Origin of the sequence: Leucobacter sp. wl10 (assembly GCF_003569785.1) — a bacterium.
In the GTDB taxonomy this organism is placed as follows: Bacteria; Actinomycetota; Actinomycetes; order Actinomycetales; family Microbacteriaceae; genus Leucobacter.
In genome coordinates this window covers 29,306-50,013 of sequence record NZ_KZ984009.1, presented here as the reverse complement: position 1 = coordinate 50,013, position 20,708 = coordinate 29,306, and the positions used below count along the sequence as shown (strand labels likewise).

At 69.2% G+C, this 20,708-nt stretch carries 19 protein-coding genes and 1 pseudogene; 10 read left to right on the top strand and 10 right to left on the bottom strand.

The features are described from left to right. Positions 1-63: 63 nt before the first annotated feature. Positions 64-783, bottom strand: a complete 720-nt coding sequence (locus tag D1J51_RS15705; protein WP_119076821.1) for a DUF6264 family protein — start codon at positions 781-783, stop codon at positions 64-66. After that, positions 783-1,811, bottom strand: coding sequence for a class II fructose-bisphosphate aldolase (fbaA, locus tag D1J51_RS15700; RefSeq protein ID WP_119076820.1), 1,029 nt, complete (start codon positions 1,809-1,811; stop codon positions 783-785). Before fbaA ends, D1J51_RS15705 begins: the two co-directional genes overlap by 1 nt. A 74-nt stretch (positions 1,812-1,885) precedes the next feature. On the opposite strand from fbaA, the gene glpX reads away from it, so the two are divergent. Further along, positions 1,886-2,869: a class II fructose-bisphosphatase gene (gene glpX, locus D1J51_RS15695; RefSeq protein ID WP_119076818.1), complete on the top strand. Its 984-nt coding sequence runs from the start codon at positions 1,886-1,888 to the stop codon at positions 2,867-2,869. A 25-nt stretch (positions 2,870-2,894) separates the two neighbouring features. On the opposite strand, the gene rmuC is transcribed toward glpX, so the two are convergent. The 3 genes from rmuC to erm form a co-directional block, all read right to left on the bottom strand. Further along, positions 2,895-4,214, bottom strand: coding sequence for a DNA recombination protein RmuC (rmuC, locus tag D1J51_RS15690; protein ID WP_119076816.1), 1,320 nt, complete (start codon positions 4,212-4,214; stop codon positions 2,895-2,897). A 122-nt stretch (positions 4,215-4,336) separates the two neighbouring features. Then, positions 4,337-4,921 (bottom strand): exonuclease domain-containing protein, encoded by a 585-nt coding sequence (locus tag D1J51_RS15685; protein ID WP_119076815.1) that lies wholly within the window; start codon positions 4,919-4,921, stop codon positions 4,337-4,339. A 47-nt stretch (positions 4,922-4,968) separates the two neighbouring features. Further along, on the bottom strand, positions 4,969-5,793 hold the full coding sequence (gene erm, locus D1J51_RS15680) for a 23S ribosomal RNA methyltransferase Erm (RefSeq protein WP_119076813.1): 825 nt from the start codon (positions 5,791-5,793) through the stop codon (positions 4,969-4,971). A gap of 387 nt (positions 5,794-6,180) precedes the next feature. On the opposite strand from erm, the gene D1J51_RS15675 reads away from it, so the two are divergent. Next, on the top strand, positions 6,181-6,495 hold the full coding sequence (locus tag D1J51_RS15675) for an antibiotic biosynthesis monooxygenase family protein (RefSeq protein WP_119076811.1): 315 nt from the start codon (positions 6,181-6,183) through the stop codon (positions 6,493-6,495). A gap of 332 nt (positions 6,496-6,827) precedes the next feature. On the opposite strand, the gene D1J51_RS15670 is transcribed toward D1J51_RS15675, so the two are convergent. Next, positions 6,828-7,565: a hypothetical protein gene (locus tag D1J51_RS15670; RefSeq protein WP_119076809.1), complete on the bottom strand. Its 738-nt coding sequence runs from the start codon at positions 7,563-7,565 to the stop codon at positions 6,828-6,830. A gap of 302 nt (positions 7,566-7,867) precedes the next feature. On the opposite strand from D1J51_RS15670, the gene ychF reads away from it, so the two are divergent. Beyond that, entirely contained in the window at positions 7,868-8,941 is a 1,074-nt protein-coding gene (gene ychF / locus D1J51_RS15665; RefSeq protein ID WP_119076807.1) for a redox-regulated ATPase YchF, read from the top strand. Between the two features lie 154 nt (positions 8,942-9,095). Here the strand turns inward: ychF and D1J51_RS15660 are convergent, their stop codons facing one another. The 4 genes and pseudogenes from D1J51_RS15660 to D1J51_RS15650 all read right to left on the bottom strand — a co-directional run bounded on the left by D1J51_RS15660 (position 9,096) and on the right by D1J51_RS15650 (position 12,193). Next, positions 9,096-9,641: a hypothetical protein gene (locus D1J51_RS15660; protein WP_240423351.1), complete on the bottom strand. Its 546-nt coding sequence runs from the start codon at positions 9,639-9,641 to the stop codon at positions 9,096-9,098. Positions 9,642-9,776: 135 nt separating this feature from the next. Further along, positions 9,777-9,857 (bottom strand): annotated as a pseudogene (locus tag D1J51_RS18695) (DUF2510 domain-containing protein); the annotation flags it as partial. 548 nt (positions 9,858-10,405) lie between these two features. Next, entirely contained in the window at positions 10,406-11,662 is a 1,257-nt protein-coding gene (locus tag D1J51_RS15655; RefSeq protein ID WP_119076804.1) for a flavin-dependent oxidoreductase, read from the bottom strand. Between the two features lie 12 nt (positions 11,663-11,674). Next, entirely contained in the window at positions 11,675-12,193 is a 519-nt protein-coding gene (locus D1J51_RS15650; protein ID WP_162903890.1) for a flavin reductase family protein, read from the bottom strand. A 315-nt stretch (positions 12,194-12,508) separates the two neighbouring features. Here D1J51_RS15650 and D1J51_RS15645 point away from each other — a divergent pair, with 315 nt between their 5' ends. From D1J51_RS15645 to D1J51_RS15615, 7 genes are all read left to right on the top strand, one after another. Continuing rightward, complete coding sequence (locus D1J51_RS15645) at positions 12,509-13,846, top strand: acyl-CoA dehydrogenase family protein (RefSeq protein WP_119076800.1); 1,338 nt, start codon at positions 12,509-12,511, stop codon at positions 13,844-13,846. An 88-nt stretch (positions 13,847-13,934) separates the two neighbouring features. Then, positions 13,935-15,596 carry an ABC transporter substrate-binding protein gene (locus D1J51_RS15640; protein ID WP_119076798.1) on the top strand — a complete coding sequence of 554 codons (1,662 nt, stop codon included), beginning with the start codon at positions 13,935-13,937 and terminating at the stop codon, positions 15,594-15,596. Next, positions 15,593-17,023: an amidase gene (locus D1J51_RS15635; protein ID WP_119076795.1), complete on the top strand. Its 1,431-nt coding sequence runs from the start codon at positions 15,593-15,595 to the stop codon at positions 17,021-17,023. The genes D1J51_RS15640 and D1J51_RS15635 overlap by 4 nt, the downstream gene beginning before the upstream one ends. Then, positions 17,020-18,021, top strand: a complete 1,002-nt coding sequence (locus D1J51_RS15630) for an ABC transporter permease (RefSeq protein WP_205547965.1) — start codon at positions 17,020-17,022, stop codon at positions 18,019-18,021. The genes D1J51_RS15635 and D1J51_RS15630 overlap by 4 nt, the downstream gene beginning before the upstream one ends. Beyond that, on the top strand, positions 18,018-18,881 hold the full coding sequence (locus D1J51_RS15625; protein ID WP_119076793.1) for an ABC transporter permease: 864 nt from the start codon (positions 18,018-18,020) through the stop codon (positions 18,879-18,881). Before D1J51_RS15630 ends, D1J51_RS15625 begins: the two co-directional genes overlap by 4 nt. Further along, complete coding sequence (locus D1J51_RS15620; protein WP_119076791.1) at positions 18,881-19,885, top strand: ABC transporter ATP-binding protein; 1,005 nt, start codon at positions 18,881-18,883, stop codon at positions 19,883-19,885. The genes D1J51_RS15625 and D1J51_RS15620 overlap by 1 nt, the downstream gene beginning before the upstream one ends. Beyond that, positions 19,875-20,702 carry an ABC transporter ATP-binding protein gene (locus D1J51_RS15615; RefSeq protein ID WP_119076789.1) on the top strand — a complete coding sequence of 276 codons (828 nt, stop codon included), beginning with the start codon at positions 19,875-19,877 and terminating at the stop codon, positions 20,700-20,702. Before D1J51_RS15620 ends, D1J51_RS15615 begins: the two co-directional genes overlap by 11 nt. Positions 20,703-20,708: the final 6 nt, after the last annotated feature.

The following is a 20,708-nucleotide window of genomic DNA, read 5'->3' as shown; positions in this document are numbered from 1 at the left end:
TACGTTCGCGTTCCCGTGTGGCGCGCCGCGGGGAGCGGTTCCCCGCGGCGCGTCGGCTCGCCTCTACTGGCCTTCCTGCAGGTACTGCATCATGCGGTCGAGCGACCCGGTGGGGTCGGATTCGAGCTGCTGCATGATCTCGGGAGCGCCGCCCATCGCGATCATGGGGATGATCAGCGCGAGCAGCACCGCGATGGCCCCCGCGCTGAGCGGGACCCAGAAGGCGAGCTTTCCGGCGCGCATGCGCTGGATCGAGAAGATCACGGTGACGGCGTACAGCAGCAGCACCGCGAGCCCGCTCACCAGGCCGAGCGTCTTGACCCAACCCGCCACCTCGGGCGACTCGATGCCGATCATGCTGGCGGTGAGGCGCAGTTGGGAGTCCAGCGCGAAGAACGAGGCCGCCGAGTTGAGCGTGCCGAACGCGCCGATGACGAGCAGAACGATCGTGATCACCCGGTCGGCGACACGGGGCCTGCGTCCTTCCGCGGGGGGAGCGGGCGCGGCCTGGGGCTGCTCCGCTCGGTACGGCGAGGGGCCGGTCTCTTCCTGTCGGGAATCGGTTGCGGGTGCCGAGGCGGGTGCGCTGTCGCCGGCGCCGAGATTGTGCGGCACGCCTGGCACGGGCGAGGATCCCGGTCGCGTGCCGTCGTTCGGAGGCTGGGAGGTCGAGGCCGCGGTCCCGTCGACCGGGGGCTTCCACTCCCAGCCCTCCGGTGCCAGTTCGCCGTACTGCGGCGCGCGGCGGCGCGGCTCGTTCTCCGGTCGCGGTTGCTCTGCCACTATGCGCTCACCGACTTCCCGGCCGAGCCGAGCTGCTCGGCCGCCAGCGCGACGCGGGCGGCCATGCCCGCCTCGGCGACCTTGCCCCAGGCGCGGGGATCGTACTGCTTCTTGTTGCCGACCTCGCCGTCGATCTTCAGCAGGCCGTCGTAGTTCTTGAACGTGTAGTCTGCGACGGCCCGGGTGAACGCGTACTGGGTGTCGGTGTCGATGTTCATCTTGATCACCCCGTTGCGCACCGCCTCGGCGATCTCCTCGGGGGAGGATCCCGAACCGCCGTGGAACACGAGGTCGAGCGGCCTCTCACCCGTGCCGTACCTCTGCTGCAGGCCCGCCTGGATCTCCGCGAGGAGCTCGGGGCGCAGCTTGACGTTGCCCGGCTTGTAGACGCCGTGGACGTTGCCGAAGGTGAGTGCGGTGAGGTAGCGGCCCCGCTCGCCGAGGCCGAGCGCCTCGACCGTGGCGACCGCGTCGTCGAGCGTGGTGTAGAGCTGATCGTTGATCTCGTGGCTGACGCCGTCCTCCTCGCCGCCGACCACGCCGATCTCGACCTCGAGGATGACGCCGATCGCGGCGAGGCGGGGCAGCAACTGCCGGGCGATGTCGAGGTTCTCGCCGAGGGGCACGGCCGAACCGTCCCACATGTGCGACTGGAAGTACGGCAGCCCGCCGTTCTTGACCCGCTCCTCGCTCGCGGCGACGAGCGGCAGCACGAAGCCCTCGAGCGCTTCTTCGGGGCAGTGGTCGGTGTGCAGCGCCACGGTGACGTCGTAGGACCTCGCGACCTCCTCGGCGTACTTCGCGAACGCGATCGCCCCGCCCGCGCGATTCTTCACCGTGTGCCCCGCGAAGTAGTCGGCCCCGCCGGTGCTCACCTGGATGATGCCGTCCGATCCCGCCTCGGCGAAGCCCTGGAGCGCCGCGTTGACGGTTTGCGAACTCGAAACGTTGACCGCCGGGAACGCGAAGCCTCCGGACTTGGCCGCGTCGAGCATGGCTGCGTACTGTTCGGGAGTCGCGACTGGCATGGGGGTCTCCTTGCGTCTGAGCGAGTCGGCGATGGCCGCTGTCCCGATCCAGTCTAGGGGCTAGGCTTGGGGGCATGATGGAACCTGTATCGCTGGGTGAATGGCAGCCGGATCGCAACCTCGCTATGGAGCTGGTGCGCGCGACCGAGGCGGCCGCGATGCGCGCGACGCCGTGGATCGGCCGCGGCGACAAGAACGCCGCCGACGGCGCCGCGGTGGATGCGATGCGCCGCTTCCTCGCGACGGTCAACATGAACGGGACCGTGGTGATCGGCGAGGGCGAGAAGGACGATGCGCCCTGGCTCTACAACGGAGAGGTGGTCGGCAACGGCGAGGGGGCCGAGTGCGACGTGGCCGTCGACCCGATCGACGGCACCCGCCTGACGGCCGAGGGGCGGCCCGGAGCGCTCTCGGTGATCGCCGTGGCGGACCGCGGCAGCATGTACGACCCGTCGGCCGTGTTCTACATGGACAAACTGGTCTGCGGTCCCGCGGGCGTCGGCGTGGTCGACATCCGACGGCCCATCGGTGAGAACATCCGCGCCCTGGCCAGGGCCAAGAACGTCGACGTGTCCGACATCCGCGTCGCGGTGCTGGATCGGCCCCGGCACGAGCAGCTCATCGCCGACATCCGCGGCGCGGGCGCCGGCACCCGCCTCCTCATGGACGGCGACGTGGCGGGCGGCGTGAACGCGGCTCGCTGGGATTCGCGCATCGACATGTGCGTCGGGATCGGCGGCACTCCCGAGGGCATCATCACGGCCTGCGCGGTGAAGGCGCTCGGCGGCGTGATCCAGGGGCGGTTGTGGCCGAAGGACGACGAGGAGCGCCAGCGGGCGATCGACGCGGGCCACGATCTCGACCGGGTGCTCGAGGCGAACGATCTCGTCGCCAGCGACAACTGCTATTTCGTGGCGACCGGCATCACCTCGGCCGACTTCGTCGACGGCGTGCAGCGTCGAGGGCCCTTCGTGCGTGCGGAGAGCATTGTGATGCGCTCGCACTCGGGCACGATCCGCCACGTCATCAGCGACATGGATCCGGACCGCTGGAGCTGATCCGGCGCCGAAGGAGATCGAGGGCTCAGACGTCACCGTCCGGGCCCTCGCTCGTGTCCGGGCGCAGTTCCGGCGCGACGAGGGGCCGCACGGCGTCCTCGAGCTGGGCGGGTTCGATGCCGATCTTGTCGCCGTTGAGGGCGCCGATCTTGCGCGCGGTGGGCAGCACCTGGCGCTCGAGGGACCCGATGTAGGCGTTGTAGTCCTGCACTCCGCGGGACAGCGTGCGGCCGAGCTTGTCGAGGTGGGAGGCCGTGCGGCCGATCCGGGAGTGCAGCTCGCGGCCGAGGTCGAAGAGGGTGCGCGCCTCGGTCGTGAGCGATTCCTGCCGCCAGCTGTGCGCGATCGACTTGAGGATCGCCCAGAGGCTGACCGGGGAGGCGAGCGCGACCCGTCGCTCGAAAGCGTACTCGAGCAGCAGCGGATCCGTGTCGAGCGCGCTGGAGAGCAGCGACTCGCTCGGCACGAAGGCGACCACCAGCTCGGGGGAGTCGGGAAGGGCCGACCAGTAGTCGCGGTTGCTCAGTGCGACGATGTGCTCGCGCAGCGTCTTGGCGTGCTTGGCGAGCAGCGCCCGCCGTCGAGCCTCGGCGGCGGCCCCGCTCTCGCTCGCCGAGGCCTCGTCGGTGCTCGAGGCGCTCTCGCCGAGATGCTGCGCCTCGAGGTACGCGTCGAACGGCACCTTCGCGTCGATGGCGATGGACTTGCCGCCGGGCAGGTGCACCACGAGGTCGGGCCGCGCCGCGCCGCGCTCAGTGGTCAACTGCTGCTGCACCTCGAAATCGACGTGCTCGAGCATTCCCGCCGCCTCGATGATGCGGCGCAGCTGGGTTTCGCCCCATAGGCCGCGCGTGTTGTTCGAGCGCAGGGCCGCCGCGAGGCTCTCCGCAGTGCCGCGCAGCTTCTCCTCGGCCCGCGCGGCCTGCCGCAACTGCTCCGTCAGCTCGCCGTGCTGGGTCGCTCGCTGCTGCTCCAACGTCGTCACCGTGCGCTCGAGCTTGCCCAGGCCGTCGCGCAGCGGAGCGAGCTGCTGCAGCACCCGCTGCTCCTCGCGGTCGAGTTCGGAGCGCTGCCGAGCGCTCTCCTGCGCGTCGCGCAGCCGATCCTCGAGACCCTGCACCCGCGTCTCCGCCGCCGCGAGCTCCTCGCGCAGCAGACGCGCGCCGGCCTCGGCGTCGAGCCTGGCCTGCTGCACCGCCAACGCCCGTTCCCGTTCGGCCTGAGCCGCGAGGTCCGAGGCCCGACGCGCGCCGGAGGCGGACGCGAGGCGGTGGCCGGCGAAGAAGCCCCCGGCGCCGAAGACCAGTGCGGCGAGGAGTGCGAGGAGAGGAGCGAGATCTGCCATGCAGACATGGTCTCAGGTCCCTCCGACATTTTCGGAGACGGAGAGGCACCGTCGGGTCGCGGCGGGTCGGTCGGAGCCGGCTCCGCGCCGCTGGAGCGCTCATCGACCGGGCGGCACCGGCCTCACAGCTTCAGCGGGATCGCCTTGAGCTGCTGGATGCGAAGCCCGGTCTTCTTGGCGAGCTGGGCCAGGTCTGCGGCCTCGTGACGCCGTGCGGCGTCCGAGACGATGGCCGCGCACGCCTCGGCGTCGGCGAGCGCGTTGTGGTGGGCGAATTCGCCGAAGCCGGCCGCCGCCGCCGCGAGGGGGAGCCGGTGCGAGGGGATCTCGTAGGTCTTGCGCGAGACCTGCACGCTGCAGAGGTAGCGCAGTCTCGGGGTCGGGGTGACCGTCTCGGCGCAGGCGGCGCGGATCACGCCCATGTCGAAGCTCGCGTTGTGCGCGACCGCCACGTCGTCTCCGATGAAGTCGCGCAGTTCGACGAGCTGCGCCGCCCACTCGGGCGCCTCGGTCACCATCTCTGCGGTGATCCCGTGGATCTTGATGTTGAAGGGGAGGAACTCCGCGTGCGCTGCGGGCGGGCGGATGAGCCACTCCGCGCGATCCACCACTCGGCCCTCCCGCACCCGCACCAGGCCGACCGCGCAGGCGGAGGAGGGATGGCTGTTGGCGGTTTCGAAATCGATGGCGGTGAAGTCGACGGGCACGCATCTACCCTGGCACACGCGTCCGACGTTCGGGGACGCGCACCGCATCAGTCCCCTCCGGAGCCGGGCCGGGGCGACGCCCGTCCCGACCCGGCGACCCGCCAGAGGGCCGCCCACTGCTGCGCGGTGATGTCGCGGGGCAGCGCGGAGGCGGGGAGGCCCGCCTCCCGCAGCGCTGATGCGCTCATGGCGCGTGGGAGACCGAGCCCCCGCTGCAGAATCTGCCCGAGGCCGTGACCGCGCGCGGTGAAGACGCGTCGCACGAATCTCTCGTACGCGTTCCGCTCCGCGACCGGGACGAGCGGCGCACCGCGGCGCGAGATGTCCAGCAGGCCGCCGTCGACCCCGGGCACAGGGCGGAAGGCCCGAGCGGGCACGCGGCACCGCAGCCGGAACTCGAACCAGGGAGCCGATTGGCCGGTCAGCAGTGTGCCGCCGCCGATCCCGGCGCGCTTGCGCGCCACCTCCCACTGGGTGAGCAGGATCGCCCGCTCCCAGCGCGGGGAGCGCAGCAGCTTGCGCAGCAGCGGGGTCGTGAGGTGGAAGGGGAGGTTCCCGACGACGAGCGCCGCGTCGAAGGTCACGCGCATGGCGTCCGCATGAACGACCTCGGCACGCGGGAAGCTGCGGCGGAGACGGCGGATGCGGTGCTCGTCGAGCTCGACGAGGACGAGGGGACAGCCGAGCTCGGCGAGGCGCGAGGTCAGTGCGCCGTCGCCCGGGCCGATCTCGAGAATCGTGCCTGCTGTGCCTCGCGCGAGCTGCGCGATGCGCTCGATCGTCGGCCGGTGGCGCAGAAAGTTCTGGCCGAGCTCGTGGCGGCCGCCGTACCGGGACCTTGGGTGGGAATGGTGAGAGGAGGCGGGGTGCATGATTGCGCTCCATCCGAAGACGTGGTGGGGCGCCCGGGGCAGGCGGAATCGGCCGGGATCCGGGCGCGAGCGGGCTCGGAGGTCGGCGCGTCGAAGCCGCGCGACTCCCGCGCGCCGCGAAAGGAGACGCGCGGCGGGGTCGGCGGCGAGGTTCAGGATCGCGCCGTCAGGCGCGGCGATCCCGGATGACGGCGCGCCGATCGGGCGCGCTGCACAGAGTTCCCATGCGGACCACCGTAGCATTTCCGCGGGTCGGCGCCACTCGGAGGGGCGGTTCTGCGGGGGCGCGCGGGATGCGGGTGCGCGGGATCCGGGCGCGCGGTACGGTGGAGGTGTTCATCATATGAATCAGTCCGCAGAGCGGGAAGAGTGAAAGGCCGGTGCCCCATGCCCGTCGTCAAGATCAACGCCATCGCCGTTCCCGAGGGGAAGGGGCGGGAGCTCGAGGCCCGGTTCGCCGCCCGCAAGCACGCGGTCGACGAGTCGCCCGGCTTCCAGGGCTTCCAGCTGCTGCGCCCGGTCAAGGGCGAGGAGCGCTACTTCGTCGTCACCCAGTGGGAGACGGAGGAGCACTTCGAGGCGTGGCGGGACTCCCGCGAGAACGCCGCCGCCCACGGGGAGGGTGAGCAGCCGCGCAGGCCGGTCGCCACCGGCGCGGATCTGCTCGAGTTCGAGGTGGTGGACCTCGACGGGGCGAACTGAGCGGTCGCGCGGTTCCCGGGGCGCCACTCGCCCGCGTCGCCGCACAGTCCATGGCGAACCGGCCACGGGCAAGACGCCTGCGTCAGTCGGAGGCTATGGCGTGATACCGCCGTGGTCGCGAGGAATCTGCGGCTTGACGAGCCCCCGCCAGAACGCGGAGTCACGGGGAGGCTCGGCCACGAGCCGAGGGAGGAGCCGGCCTGCGACGTCGCGGATCTCGATGACTGGCTCGTTGCAGGCAGATCGCCGTCGTCCAGCCCTTCCGCTTCCGCCGCGGAGAACGAGCCGTCCGCGCTTGCCGGTGAGAGCGATTGGAGTGGGCTGCTCCCTCGTCACCACTTTTCGAGTTCGATGTCCACGCGCGGGTCGGAGTGCACCCGAATCTCACCGGTGGGAGCACCGGCCGGACCCTCGGCTATCCGAAGCCCCAGAATCTCGACCGCCCGCAGCAGCTCGTCCCGGGCTGCGCCGGCCTCGTCGAGCGTTCGACCGTCGAAGAGCACATAGCGCATATCCGAGTCGCCGACGTATTCGTTGTACCCACTGTCGGCCCACGCCTGGCAGAACTGCTTCAGCGCCTGCTTATCAAGCTTCGGCATCGCGGCCACCTCTTGCCGCCTTTGCTCGTGTCTGCGCCATTCTCGCGCCCACGCGAGTTCGAGGTTCTCGAACGTGTCGCCAGGCAGCAGACTCTCACGGTCCGAAGTCCACGGGCCTTGCGCGTCGAGAGCGCCATAACCGCTATGGGCGAAGCGCAGCTGCAATTCTGCGGCGTCGGTGCGACGCTCGTAGCGGCGGTACCCGACCTCAGGGCGCTCGCCGTTGCGAACCCGTCCGATAATGCCGAACTCGGTTTCGATGATCAATACCTCATCGGTCAGCACGCGTTCCAGACGAAAGGTCGAGTTGTCTTCGCTCACATGCTTCTTGAGGAAGTCGTCGAATGCCTTCGAGAACTTGAGATGGTCACGATCGCCCATCGTGAACGAACGCCTGTGCCCTTGCGAATCCCGGAACACCAGCTGCCGCTCGCTCAATATCCTCATCCCCTTCTCGAGCGCCGAAACCACACTCAGACCGATCCTATCCAGTGGGAAGCGATGACGAAACAGGCGAGTTCGATGCGGTCGTCGTCGTCGTCGGTGTCCACGAATCCGCCAACAGCACCGTCGACCCTCGACGACCAGAATCGGCGGTCGGGCGCATGAGAGGCCCGAGTCACGTCAGCGACTGCCCGTAGAAGCCGCCGAACTCCGATTCTTGGCCCCGCGCTATCGGCTCCCGCCGGAGCACCCTCGGCGTCAACTCGAAGATCGCCACTCGCAGACGTCGCCGTCGGGCATGATGAGCCGGTCGCGTAGACTGATCCCTCGTGGCTCTGACTATCGGCATCGTAGGACTCCCCAACGTGGGCAAGTCGACCCTGTTCAACGCGCTCACCCGCAACGACGCGCTCGCGGCGAACTACCCGTTCGCGACGATCGAGCCCAACATCGGCGTCGTGAGCCTGCCCGACGAGCGGCTCGGCAAGCTCGCCGAGATCTTCGGCAGCGAGCGGATCCTGCCCGCCCCCGTCAGCTTCGTCGACATCGCCGGCATCGTGCGCGGTGCGAGCGAGGGAGAGGGTCTCGGCAACCAGTTCCTGGCGAACATCCGCGAGGCCGACGCGATCGCGCAGGTGGTGCGCGGCTTCAGCGACCCCGACGTGGTGCACGTCGACGGCGACGTGAACCCCGCGGGCGACATGGAGACGGTCAACACCGAGCTCATCATCGCCGACCTGCAGACCCTCGACAAGGCGCTCGCGCGCTTCGAGAAGGAACTGAAGAACAAGAAGATCGACGCCTCCGTGGTCGAGACGGCGAAGGCCGCAAGGGCCGCGCTCGACGAGGGCAAGGTGCTCTCGCACGCCGGCATCGACCTCGAGCCGATCAAGGAACTGGGCCTCCTCACCGCGAAGCCGTTCCTCTACGTCTTCAACGTCGACGAGGCCGTGCTGCAGGATCGGACGAAGCTCGACGAGCTCTCGGCGCTCGTGGCACCCGCGAAGGCGATCTTCCTCGACGCGAAGATCGAGAGCGAGCTCATCGAGCTCGACGAGGCCGACGCGAAAGAGCTGCTCGAATCCATCGGCCAGGAGGAGAGCGGGTTGGACCAGCTCGCCCGAGTCGGCTTCGACACGCTCGGCCTGCAGACCTATCTGACGGCCGGCCCCAAGGAGGCGCGCGCCTGGACCATCAAGAAGGGCGCCACGGCGCCGCAGGCGGCCGGCGCGATCCACACCGACTTCGAGAAGGGCTTCATCAAGGGCGAGATCATCTCGTTCGACGATCTTGTGGAGTGCGGCTCGGTCGCCGAGGCGCGCGCCAAGGGCAGGGCCCGCATGGAGGGCAAGGACTACGTGATGCAGGACGGCGACGTCTGCGAGTGGCGTTTCAACGTGTAGAACGCTGGGATCCGGCGCGTCTCGGGGATCGAGAACTGACACGGGTCATGCGACGCGAGGCCACCTGCGCGGGAGATGCGCCCTTTCCCATACGCCGATCCGGCCTTGAACGGTGCGACGCGTCCGGCCGACGTCCGTGACTGACGATCACACGTCAGGACACGCCTCTGCCGTTAGGGTCGCACGTGAAGACCACGTCTTGGAGTATCTGGGAGGCAGCGTCGTACTCCGAATCGGGCGGGTCTTGGCCGGTGCTGATGAGCCGGAGCGCCTCATCCGACAAGTCCGAGTCATAGAGTTGCTGCCCGACGCACGGATAGAAGTCAGGCATGTCCTCATAGGTCGTGATGCCACCCGCGAGGAGCATCTCCGCGTATCCCTCCGCGATCTCTTCCGGGGAGGGGCGTGTCTCGCTCGGGTCGCTGGTGGGCGTGTCTGACGGCTGCTCCGTCGTCGACGGCGGGGCATCGGTCGGCGCGGTCGGAAGGACCGGGCCGGCGAGGTTCGCCGCCAGCACGATCGCGAGCACGATGCTGCCGATGACGCCGCCGACGACTGAGAGGATCATGCCCACGATCGACGGCCACTTCGCCGTGTTCTTCGTGAACAGCCCGACCAGCGACACCACGAACCCGGCCAGCAGCAGCACCGCGCCGACACCGAACACCGCCGGGATGCACGCGAGGATCGTGCCCAGCACCGCTAACCCGAGGCCGACGAGTCCCAGAACCGGCGACACTCGACCGGCCGCCGGGGTGGATATCACCGGAGCAGCAGTGTCCGAGTCCGCGCCCGGAGCGGGTTGCGCAGGGATGACTCCGCCCTGGACCGGAGCGTAGTCATTCGTCCACTGCTGTCCATCCCACCAACGCCGATGCCCCGAACCATCGTCGTACCATCCCGCCGGTATACTCATCTGCGCCTCCGCGTCCTTCCAGTTCGACTGATTCTACAGTCGCGAATCATGCGTCAGTTCCACGTGAGGGCGAGAGGCTGCGCGTGGCGTTTCGATGTCTCGTTGCGCCGCGCTCCGCTGGGTTGAGATCGCCGACTTCGTTCCTCATGCAGCCGTTTCGGCGGAGAGCGGCGAGGAGTACCGGGGCCGGGGTCCGGATGAGCTCGTGGAGATCTGGGAGCGGTACGGGTGCGGGACCTTCGCCGAGCCCTCCCGGCGTCGCCGGGATCCTTCACCGGCTGGGTGACACGGTGGGCTTCGGCGCCGCCATAGAAGCTTCTCGATCGCCCCGTCGGGGCGGAGCAGCTGGCGATCGCCTCCGCCGGTGAGGATCCGGGCGCTCGCGCCCTCCAGAGCGCTTCCCGGAATCCCCCCGCAGCGAGCCGCCGATGATCGGAGTGAAGCGGCGATGCCCGTCTCGGGTCACACCGAAGTCGACCGGACCGCCGAGGCGCACCTCGATCTCGCAGACCGATTCCAGAGAAAGGTCGGGGTGGGGAGCGGGCCGATCACTTCGCCACTCGCGCGTTCAGCGAGGAGCGGGCGTTCAGGCTGTCCGGGTGGAAGCCCGCCGCGCGCTTGTAATCGGCGGCGATGGTCTCCAACTCTTCCTGCGAGATGACCTCGTGCACGTCCGAGAATCCCTCCGGTGCTCGCTCGTAGGCGAGCTGCATCACTCGCTCCGGCCCCGTCTGACGGGTGAGCGCGAGGAGGGCAGTGCACGACGGGAGCCGATCCTGTTCGTAGGCCTTGAGCGCGGATGCGATGCTATCCGCGGTCGCGAGACGGTAGGCGAAGGTGCGCGCATCGAGGGTGGCCTGCGATCCGCCGTTCGAGCCGTTCGGGTACATCGCGTGGGCCGCGTCCCCGATCAGGGCCAGACGGTCGAACGTCCACCCCGGCAGCGCGTCGCGATCGACCATGGGGTACTCGAGCAGTTCCTCCGAGGAGCGGATGATTCCGGGGATATCGAGCCAGCCGTAGCTCCACCCCTCGAAGAACTCCGCGATGGGCTCCCGCTCGACCTGTCTGTTCCAGTCGGCGCCCGGCAGGCCCTCGCAACGACGCTCGGCAATGAAGTTGATGAGTTGCGTGCCGTTCTCGCGGACCGGGCCGAGGGGGTAGGCGACGAACTTCTGGTCGGCGTCGCCGACCATGATCATCGTGGCGCCGTCGAGGTAGGGCTCCACGAAGGCGGTGCCCCGCCACAGCGTGAGACCGCTCCAGATAGGATCGCCCTCTCCGGGGAAGCGCAGCTTCCGGGCCGCCGAGTGGATGCCGTCGGCCGCGACGATAATGTCGGCGGTGATCTCCTCCCTGCTCCCGTCGGAAAGCTCGAAGACGGCGGTACTGCCCTGAACGGCGGTGCTGCCCTGAACGTCGATGAGCCTGCGGCCGAGCCGGTGGACACCGCCGAGACGCTCCTTCACCAGTTCGTTCAGCTCGACCTGCAGGCGGCCCCGGTGCACCGAGAGCTGGGGCCAGTCGTAGCCGGCGGCCCGGCCGCGGGGCTCGCTCCAGATCCGCTGTCCGTGACGGTTGTAGTAGCTGAGCGTGCTCGGCTCGACTCCCAGGGCCGCGGTCCGATCCGCGATACCGAGCTCGGTGAACTCGCGCACGGCATGCGGCAGCAGATTGATCCCGACGCCGAGCCCCCGGATCTCTTCATTGCGCTCGGCGATCACGATGTCCGTGAATCCGGCGCGCTCGAGACTCAGAGCGGTGAGAGGGCCGGCGATCCCGGATCCGACGATGAGGATGCGCATACGTGGAGCTCCTTAGCCGATCGGGGCTTCGAGCGATCGATACTGGCCGCCGAAGAAGACGAGCGGAGCATCGTTGCTCGGATCGGACCAGCCGTTCACCCGGGCGAGAACGACCTCGTGGTCGCCGCCGTCGGTGACGGTTTCGATGACCGTGTCGAACCACACCAGCGCGTCTGCGAGGACCGGGTGGCCGGAGGGCCCGGGGCGCCAGTCATGGGCCGAGAACTTGTCGGCGCTCTTGCTCGAGAGAAGCCTCGCGGCGTCTTCGTGCACATCGCGGAGCACGGACACCGAGAAGCTCCCGATGGACCTCATCTGCGCCCACGACCGACTGGTGCGCATGGGGCAGAACGCGATCAGGGGCGGATCGAGAGATACCGAGGTGAACGAGTTCACCGCCATGCCGACGGGGCCCTCCGGGGTGAGGGCGGCGACGACCGCGACGCCGGTCGCGTAGCGTCCGAGAGCGTCCCGGAAGCTGCGCGGGTCCTGATGGACGGTGTGCGCTGGTGAGATATCGAGTACAGCCACCGGATCGGTCCTTTCCCTCGCGGTGCGGATACGTACGAGCCTAAGCTGGGTATACATAGAGCTACAACTAGTACTTTTTTAATACTTATCGGGCCCGACGGAGATGGTCGTCGCTCTCGTTCGGGCGCCCGGGGCCTCAGGGCGTCCCGGGTGCGCAGGGTGCAGTAAGTGACACAACCCGTACTTTTATGAGTCTTGAAAGATCTCGACGACGCGCTTGACAAGGGTGTCGAGGAAGTCGAAACTAGGTATATTAAAGATTCATCAAGTACTTTTATTGTACTTAAGCCGGTTTGAGATTGAGGACACCTGTCGATGAGCACTACCGACGTCACCGTGGACGTATCGAGCGAGGACTCGCTTGCTCCGTATCCGGCCCCCTACCCGGAGGTGCACGGGCGCCCGACGCTCCTGGAGGAGGCGCGCAAGCTGGAGCCCATGCTCCTCGAGGCCGAGGAGGTCATCGAGGAGGAGCGTCGCATTCCCGACGAGATCACCGACGCGCTGTACGAGAACGGCATGTACCGGGCCTTCCTGCCCCGGGAGCTCGGCGGTCTCGAGGTCCACCCGCTCGAGTGGATGGACGCGATGGAGGAGATCAGCCGCGTGAACGGGTCCGTGGGGTGGCTGTGCATGCTGCACGTCGGGCAGACCTTCCTGAAGCCGGATGTGATGAAGAGGCTTCTCGAGCAGGATCGGTGGATCACGGCATCGAACATCGGCCGGGCCGCGGGCAAGGCGGTCCGGGTGCCCGGCGGCTACCGGATCAGCGGCCGCTGGTCGTTCACGAGCGGCTCTCCGGAGGCGAACTGGCTCTCGGGGCGCTCGGTGCTCTACGACGAGAACGATGAGCCCGTGACGAACGACCGAGACGGGCTGCCGTGGTTCATCGTCGGGATGTGGCCCGCCAAGGACGCCACGCTCATCGATACGTGGCACGGCCACGGGCTCCGCGGCACCGGATCGGGGGACTTCGAGGTGAAGGACATCTTCGTCCCCCGTGAGATGGTCAACGAGGCGGGCATCTGGAAGCGTCCGTACGACCGGGCGCTGTACCGGTACTGGTTCAACATCATGGGTCACGGGGCTCATGCCCTCGGCCTCGGGAAGGCGGCGATCGAGGAGTACCTCGAACTGGTCAGCCGTTCGGCGAGACGCGGCTCGTACCGACAGGCCAAGATGGGCAAGGAGCAGCTGCACCAGGTCTCGCTCGGCAAGGCCGCGACGATGATCGATGCGGCGCGCACGCACCTCTGGAACCTCACCGCGCAGGCGTACGACGAAGCCGTCGAGCAGTGGCCGATCCCGTATGATCTTCGCGTGAGGCTGCACGCCGCGGTCGTGAACGCGGTCCAGGTGTCCCGGCAGGCTGTGGATCTCATCTTCCAGCAGGCGGGCTCGCCCGCGGTCTTCCGCGGAAACCGCCTCGAGCGGATACACCGGGACATGCTGACGGCCGCGAGCCACGCGCTCATGGTCGAGGCATCGCTCGATCGGGTCGGGCAGTACCTGATGTCCAAGGATCACCCGGATGGGCCGGAGATCGAGATCGGCGGCATCGGATACATCCCGGGGCCGCATCCGCAGCACGAGCGCGAGCAGCCCTCCGAGGAGTGGCTGCAGCAGTTCCAGAAGAAGGGCGCGGCCGAGTAGATCCGAGGGCGGACGCCCTCCCGACATATCGACTCGGCTCGCCCGGACGACCGAGTTCCGACCACTCTCACTCAACGAGGAGTAGCTAATGATGAAACACCGACATGCACGGGCCCGCGTGTGGCTCGCCGCGACCGCACTCGGCTCGAGCGTCGCGCTGCTTCTGACGGGATGCGGCGCGGCGCCCCCGACCGCGAACGGCGCGGATGCGGCGGCTTCGAGAGACCTGCAGAACACCACGCCGGCCGCGGTCGGCGAGTACGGCCCGATCACCTGGGCCAACTACCGCCCTGTGGCGTCGCTCGACCCCATCCAGGCGATGGACCAGCCGGAGGGCTCGGTGCTCAACTCTCTCTGCGAGGGGCTGCTGATGCAAGAGGGCGACGGGACCATCGCCCCGTGGCTCGCAGAATCGGCCGAGTACACCGGACCCACCGAACTCGTGATCACCCTGAAGCCGGGCGTCACCTTCTGGGACGGCACCGCGGTGACGCCCGAGGACGTCGTCTACAGCCTCGAGCGAGCCAAGGATCCGGCCCTCAGCCTGTACGCCGACGGCCTGCAGAACATCGCGAGCCTCGCGGTGACCGGCGATAACGAGGTCACCGTAAGGCTCGCACAGCCCGATTACTGGCTCCGCGGGTTCCTCGCGACCTCCGCGAGCACGGTGATCAAGAAGGGGTACGCGGAGGGTCTCGGCGCCGAGTACGGCACGCCCCCGGGCAACGTGATGTGCACCGGGGCGTTCACCCTCAAGTCGTGGCAGGCGGGAGGGGACGTCGTCGTCGAGCGCAACGCGAACTACTGGGACGCCGAGAACGCGGCGCTCGTGCCCCAGATCACCTTCGTCGCCGCCCCCGGCGGGGCCGATCTGAACGCAGGCCTCACGAGCGGCAGCATCGACGGCACCTTCAACCCCGTGATCACCGGGTACGAACAGCTCGCAGCCGACGACAGCGTGACCGTGACGTCGGGCTGGAACACCACCATCGATGCGCTCGCGGTCATGAACTTCGACGGGGTGCTCGGCGATCTGCGCGTCCGCGAAGCGCTGTCGCTGGCGATGGATCGCAAGGCGTACCTCGGCGTCGCATACGCGGGAGGCCAGGCATCCGTGCCGCGGAGCTCGACGAACTCGTCGGTCTGGAGCCAGGTGCAGGACGCCTACGACAAGGTGCTCGGCGGCTTGAAGCCGATGACTCAGGATCTCGCCCGGGCCAAGCAGCTGATCGCGGAGGCCGGCGTCGAGGGCGAGACGATCGTGATGGCATCGACCAGCCTGCCGTCGATCACCGCGGCCTCCAACGCGGTGGTGCAGGCGGGCAGCGCGATCGGGCTGAAGATCGAGCTGAAGAACTTCGCCGTGGCCGACTACACGAGCATCTTCTACGACCCGTCCGCGCGGCAGGGGATCGACGTCGCCAGCACTTCGACCGGCGGCATGTTCGCGGAACCGGGCCCGGACCTCACGACCGTGGTGCTGCCGAATGCCCTCTACAACTACGGCGGCTGGAGCGACCCGAAGGTCACCGACCTGCTGACGCGCGCGCGGCAGACGGAGGACCCCATCGCGCGGGCCACCCTCGTCGCCCAGGCCGACAAGATCGTGACGGAGAATCTGCCGCTGATTCCGCTCGCCGAGCAGCACTACTCACTCGTGATGTCGAAGGAGATCACCGGCCCGCCGGCCTCGGGCACCGGCTACACGGCGGGCCCCTGGGCACGGATGGTGGGAGCGGCCGAGCAGTGAGCGACCTCGCCTACACACCCGCCACCGAGGCGCTGCGGATGTTCCGCACGGGTGAACTCTCGCCGGTCGATCTGCTCGACGCGGTCATCGCCCGCGCCGAGCAGATCGAGCCGACGGTGAACGCCCTGGGACACACCTTCTACGACGAGGCCCGCTCCCAGGCGGAGCAGGCGGCCGAGCGGTGGGCGCGCGGGGGCGACTCCGCACGCCCGCTCGAGGGCATCCCCGTGGCGGTGAAGGCCGATGACAGCATCGCCGGACAGCCGTTCACCATGGGATCGCTGCCGATGAGGGACGTCGTGGCCGAGCACACGTCCGTCTTCGCCAGACGGCTGATTGAGGCCGGCGCCATCGTGCACGCGCGCACCACGATCCCGGAGTTCGCCGCCGCCGGCATCACGAGTTCCAAGCTGTGGGGGGTGACCCGCAACCCGTGGAACCCCCGATACGCGGTCGGCGGCTCGTCGGGGGGCTCCGCGGCGGCGCTCGCCGCGGGCACGACGACCCTCGCGACCGGCTCGGACATCGCGGGCTCGATCCGCATCCCGGCGAGCATGTGCGGAGTCGTCGGTTACAAGCCGACGCGCGGCACCATTCCGATCGAGTCGCCCGCCAATCTCGACCACTACCTCCATCTGGGCTCCATGGCGCGCACGGTCGACGACGTCGCCCTGATGCAGAGCGTGACCGCGGGGCCGGACTGGTCGGATCCCGCCTCGCTCTGGCCGCGGGTGTCCGCGCCGGACGCCGGGCAGGTGTCGCAGCTGCGCATCGCGGTGTCGACCGATCTGGGCGACTGGCCCGTCACCCCCGAGGTGCGGGCCTCCCTCGCCCGCACGACCGAGGTGCTGCGCGCGGCGGGCGCCACCGTCGAGAAGGTCGATCTCTCCCTGCCGATGGAGCGGGTGCTGCGCGCGGCCACGATCCACTACGCGATGTCGTTCGGCGGGTTCCATCAGTATCTCGATGCGCACCCCGGCGAGATCTCGGCTCCCCTGATCGCGAACGTGACCGCCCACACGAAGCGCGCGGAGGGCGGGAGCCTCCCCGAGGCGCAGGAGATCGAGGGCGAGCTCTGGCTCGCCCTGTCGGCGGTGCTGCGCGACTACGACATGCTGCTGTGCCCCACCATGGGCAGCACCGAGATCTTCGCCGATCTCGACTACGCGGGCGAGGACGCGGTAGAGATCGGCGGGCGCCGCTGGTTCGATCTGCTCGAGGTCGCGCTCACCGTGCCGTTCAACGTGCTCGGTGCCTGCCCCGTGATGTCGGTGCCGTCTGGCCACGACTCGAACGGCGTGCCGATCGGCGTGCAACTGGTGGGCCGGCCCTACGAGGAGCGCGCGATCTTCGCCGCGGCCCGGGCCATCGAGCGGCGCGACGGATGGTACGCGGCGCCAGACGCGCGCCCCGGGGCCGGATCATGAGCTCGGCCGTCGCCTCGACCAGGCGGAGGCGAGGCGGCTCCCACCGCCTCGCCGGGCTGGGCGCATACCTGCGTCGGCGCCTGATCGCGAGCGTCATGACGCTGCTCGTCTCGACGTTCCTCGTCTTCTCCTCCCTCTATCTCGCGGGGGATCCGATCACCGCCCTGTCCCGTGGACGCACGATCGCTCCGGAGATGGAGACGGCGCTCAGGGAGCAGTACCGCCTGGACGATCCCTTCTTCCTGCGCTACATCGCCTGGCTCGGCGACCTGTTGCGCGGCGACCTCGGCAACTCCCTCATGTACTCGGACCAGGTGACCAACGTGATCGGACAGCGCATGGGGGTCACCTTCGAGCTCTCCGTCTACGCCGCGGCGATCATCGCGGTGATCGGTGTCGGCTCCGGGATCATCGCCGGATTGCGCCGCGGTTTCGCCGACACCGCGATCCTGACGAGTACCACCGTGCTCATGGCGGTGCCGCCGTTCGTGACGGCGATCGTGCTGCTGGGCGTCTTCTCGGTCGCGCTCGGCTGGTTCCCGACCCGCGGCGCCGGCGACGGGTATCCCGAGCGGATCTGGTATCTGACCCTGCCGGCCGTCGCGCTGGCGGTCGCCTCGCTGTCGGTCGTGAGCCGCGTGACCCGAACCTCGGTGCGGCAGGAGATGGGGCGCGAGCACGTGCAGACCGCGGTCAGCCGCGGCATCCCTCCGGGCCCGACCACCCGCAGGCACGTGATCCGCAACGCGATGATCCCCGTCACCACGGTCATGGGTCTCACCATCGCGTCGCTCATCGCGCTGACCGCGATCGTCGAGCAGGCCTTCGGCATCAACGGGCTCGGCAGCGCGCTCGTGCAGGCCGCCTCCTACAACGACTTCCCCGTGGTGCAGGGCATCGCGGTCATCTACGTGCTGATCTTCGTCGTCATCAACACGATCATCGACGTGTCGTACGGCCTGCTGGATCCGCGCGTTCGGTTCGGGGGCGGGGCATGAGCGCCGAGGCGGCCGCGCTGCCGCGCACGAGGCGCCGGGCCAAGCGCTCCACCACCTCGGTGCGGGGGGTCGTACCCGCGATCTGCATCGCCGTGATCGCGCTCGTCTTCCTGCTCGCCCTCTTCGGGCCGCTGCTCGCCCCGTACGATCCGACGCTTCCAGACCAGGCCTACGCCTTCGTGGGGCCGGTCGCCGGGCACCCCCTCGGCTTCGACAGCCAGGGGCGGGATCTGCTGAGCCGCCTGCTCGCGGGCGCACAGACCGCGATTCTCGCTCCGACCATCATCACGATCGTGAGCGTGGTGCTGGGCTCCGCGCTCGGCATCGCCGGGGCGTGGTTCGGAGGCCGCATGGACACCGTCATCTCGGCCGCGTTCGACCTCGTGTTCTCCTTCCCCGGCCTGCTGCTCGCGATCCTCGCCGCAGCCGTGTTCGGGCGCGGGATGACCGGGCCGATCGTCGCGCTGTCGATCGCGTTCATCCCCTTCCTCGCGCGCATCGTCCGGGCCGATGCCCTGCGCGAGCGGGCGAAGGACTACATCATCGCCGCGGAGCTCCAGGGGGCGTCCGGCCTCTCGGTGTGCTTCAGGCACCTGCTGCCCAACGTCTTCCCGTCGGTCGTCGCGCAGGGCACGCTCACCTTCGGTTACGCGATCTCGACCTTCGCCGCGGTCTCCTACCTCGGCCTCGGCGTGCAGGCGCCGGCCGCGGACTGGGGCGTCATGGTGTCGCAGGGGCAGAACGGCATCCTCTCCGGTTACCCGATGGAGTCGTTGACCTCCGGTCTGCTGATCGTCGCCATCGTCGTCGCCGTCAACGTGCTCGGCGAACGCATGCTCCAGGAAGGGGAGGACAGCTGATGGACGACGCGATCGTGGAACTCAGCGGGTTGAGGGTCTCCCTTCCGGTGGCCGGGGAGCACCGCGAGGTGCTCCGGGGCATCGACTTGCGGCTCGAGGCGGGGGAATCGCTCGGGCTCGTCGGCGAATCGGGTTCCGGCAAGTCGATGACGGCGCGCACGGTGGGGAGGCTGCTGCCGCGGAACGCTCGCGTCGAGGGGTCCGTGCGCGTGCTCGGCCGCGATGTGTGGTCGCTCCGGGGCGGCGCGCTCCGGGCGCACCGCGCCGATGTCGCGATGGTGTTCCAGAACCCGCGGGCGCACATCAATCCCGTGCGCACGATCGGCGACTTCATGACCGAGGCGCTGCGCACGGTGCGCCGGGTGGACCGGCGCACGTCCCGGCGCCTCGCAACCGAGGCGCTCGTCGACCTCGCGGTGACCGACCCGGAGCGGCGACTCGGCCAGTACCCGCACGAGCTGTCCGGCGGCCTGCTGCAGCGGGTGCTGATCGCCGCGATGCTGCTGATGGAACCGAAGCTGCTGCTCGCCGACGAGCCCAGTACCGCGTTGGACGTGACCACGCAGGCCGACCTGATCGCCCTGCTCGACGCGCTGCGCCGACGGCGGGGAATGTCGATGCTCTTCATCACGCACGATCTCGATCTCGCCGCCGCCATCTGCGACCGCACGGCCGTGATGTACGCGGGGCAGATCGTCGAGGTGCGCGGCAGCAGCCTGCTGCACCACGAGGCCAGGCACCCCTACTCCGCGGCGCTCGCCGCAGCGCGGCCGCCCCTCGAGCGGACACTGGACCGGCTCCCGGCCATCCCGGGGCGTCCGCTCAGCGCCTTCGAGGCGCCGGAGGGCTGCGCCTTCGCATCGCGCTGCCGCTTCGCCGTCGACGAGTGCCGCTCGGGCCCCATCCCGCTCGAGGAAACCCAGGGCGGGACCGTGAGGTGCATCCGGGCGGATGAGCTGCACGCCGCCTCCGCGCTCCGGGAGGTGCAGCAGCATGGCGTCTGAGAACATTCTCGAGGTGTCCGGCGTGGTCAAGCGGTTCGGCCGCGTCACCGCGGTTCGCGAGGTGAGCCTGGAGCTTCCACGGCACGGATCCCTCGGGATCGTGGGGGAGTCGGGATCGGGCAAGACGACCCTCGCGAACATGATCATCGGCCGGCTCCGCCCGTCCTCGGGCACCATCACGGTGCTCGGTCGCGATCGCAGCGCGCCCGCGAGGTCCGCCGCGGAACGGCGTCGTCGCGCCCGCGAGGTGCAGATGGTGTTCCAGGATCCGTACTCCTCGCTCGATCCGAGGTACACGGCCGAGCAGGTGATCGCGGAGGTGCTCGGCATCCACCGGGCCGAGCTGGACCGGAGCGCGCGGCGGGACCGGGTCATCGAGCTGTGCGATCTCGTCGGTCTCGACACCCGGCAGCGCACCTCGAGGCCGGGGGCGCTCTCGGGCGGGCAGATGCAGCGGATCGCGATCGCTCGGGCGCTCGCGGCGAACCCCGAGGTGGTGATCCTGGACGAGGCGGTGGCGGCGCTCGACGTCTCGATCCAGGCGCAGATCCTCAACCTGCTCACCGATATCCGGGTGGAGTTCGGCACGACGTTCATCTTGATCAGCCATGACCTGGCCGTGGTGAGGCATCTGACCGAGGACGTCGTCGTCATGCAGAGCGGTCAGGTGATCGAACGGGGGCGCACGGCCGAGGTGCTGCGCGACCCCCAGCACCCGTACACCAGACAGCTTCGGGACAGCGTTCCCAGGCCGGGGTGGGTGCCGACCCACCGCGCCGACATCCCCGAACCGACATCCTCGATCCAGGTAATGTGAGGCGAG

Excerpts from the sequence above, each read along its gene's own strand:
- fbaA (WP_119076820.1), bottom strand. The coding sequence starts at position 1,811 with ATGCCAGTCGCGACTCCCGAACAGTACGCAGCCATGCTCGACGCGGCC.
- glpX (WP_119076818.1), top strand. The coding sequence starts at position 1,886 with ATGATGGAACCTGTATCGCTGGGTGAATGGCAGCCGGATCGCAACCTC.
- rmuC (WP_119076816.1), bottom strand. The coding sequence starts at position 4,214 with ATGGCAGATCTCGCTCCTCTCCTCGCACTCCTCGCCGCACTGGTCTTC.
- erm (WP_119076813.1), bottom strand. The coding sequence starts at position 5,793 with ATGCACCCCGCCTCCTCTCACCATTCCCACCCAAGGTCCCGGTACGGC.
- D1J51_RS15675 (WP_119076811.1), top strand. The coding sequence starts at position 6,181 with ATGCCCGTCGTCAAGATCAACGCCATCGCCGTTCCCGAGGGGAAGGGG.
- D1J51_RS15655 (WP_119076804.1), bottom strand. The coding sequence starts at position 11,662 with ATGCGCATCCTCATCGTCGGATCCGGGATCGCCGGCCCTCTCACCGCT.
- D1J51_RS15645 (WP_119076800.1), top strand. The coding sequence starts at position 12,509 with ATGAGCACTACCGACGTCACCGTGGACGTATCGAGCGAGGACTCGCTT.
- D1J51_RS15640 (WP_119076798.1), top strand. The coding sequence starts at position 13,935 with ATGATGAAACACCGACATGCACGGGCCCGCGTGTGGCTCGCCGCGACC.
- D1J51_RS15630 (WP_205547965.1), top strand. The coding sequence starts at position 17,020 with ATGAGCTCGGCCGTCGCCTCGACCAGGCGGAGGCGAGGCGGCTCCCAC.
- D1J51_RS15625 (WP_119076793.1), top strand. The coding sequence starts at position 18,018 with ATGAGCGCCGAGGCGGCCGCGCTGCCGCGCACGAGGCGCCGGGCCAAG.
- D1J51_RS15620 (WP_119076791.1), top strand. The coding sequence starts at position 18,881 with ATGGACGACGCGATCGTGGAACTCAGCGGGTTGAGGGTCTCCCTTCCG.
- D1J51_RS15615 (WP_119076789.1), top strand. The coding sequence starts at position 19,875 with ATGGCGTCTGAGAACATTCTCGAGGTGTCCGGCGTGGTCAAGCGGTTC.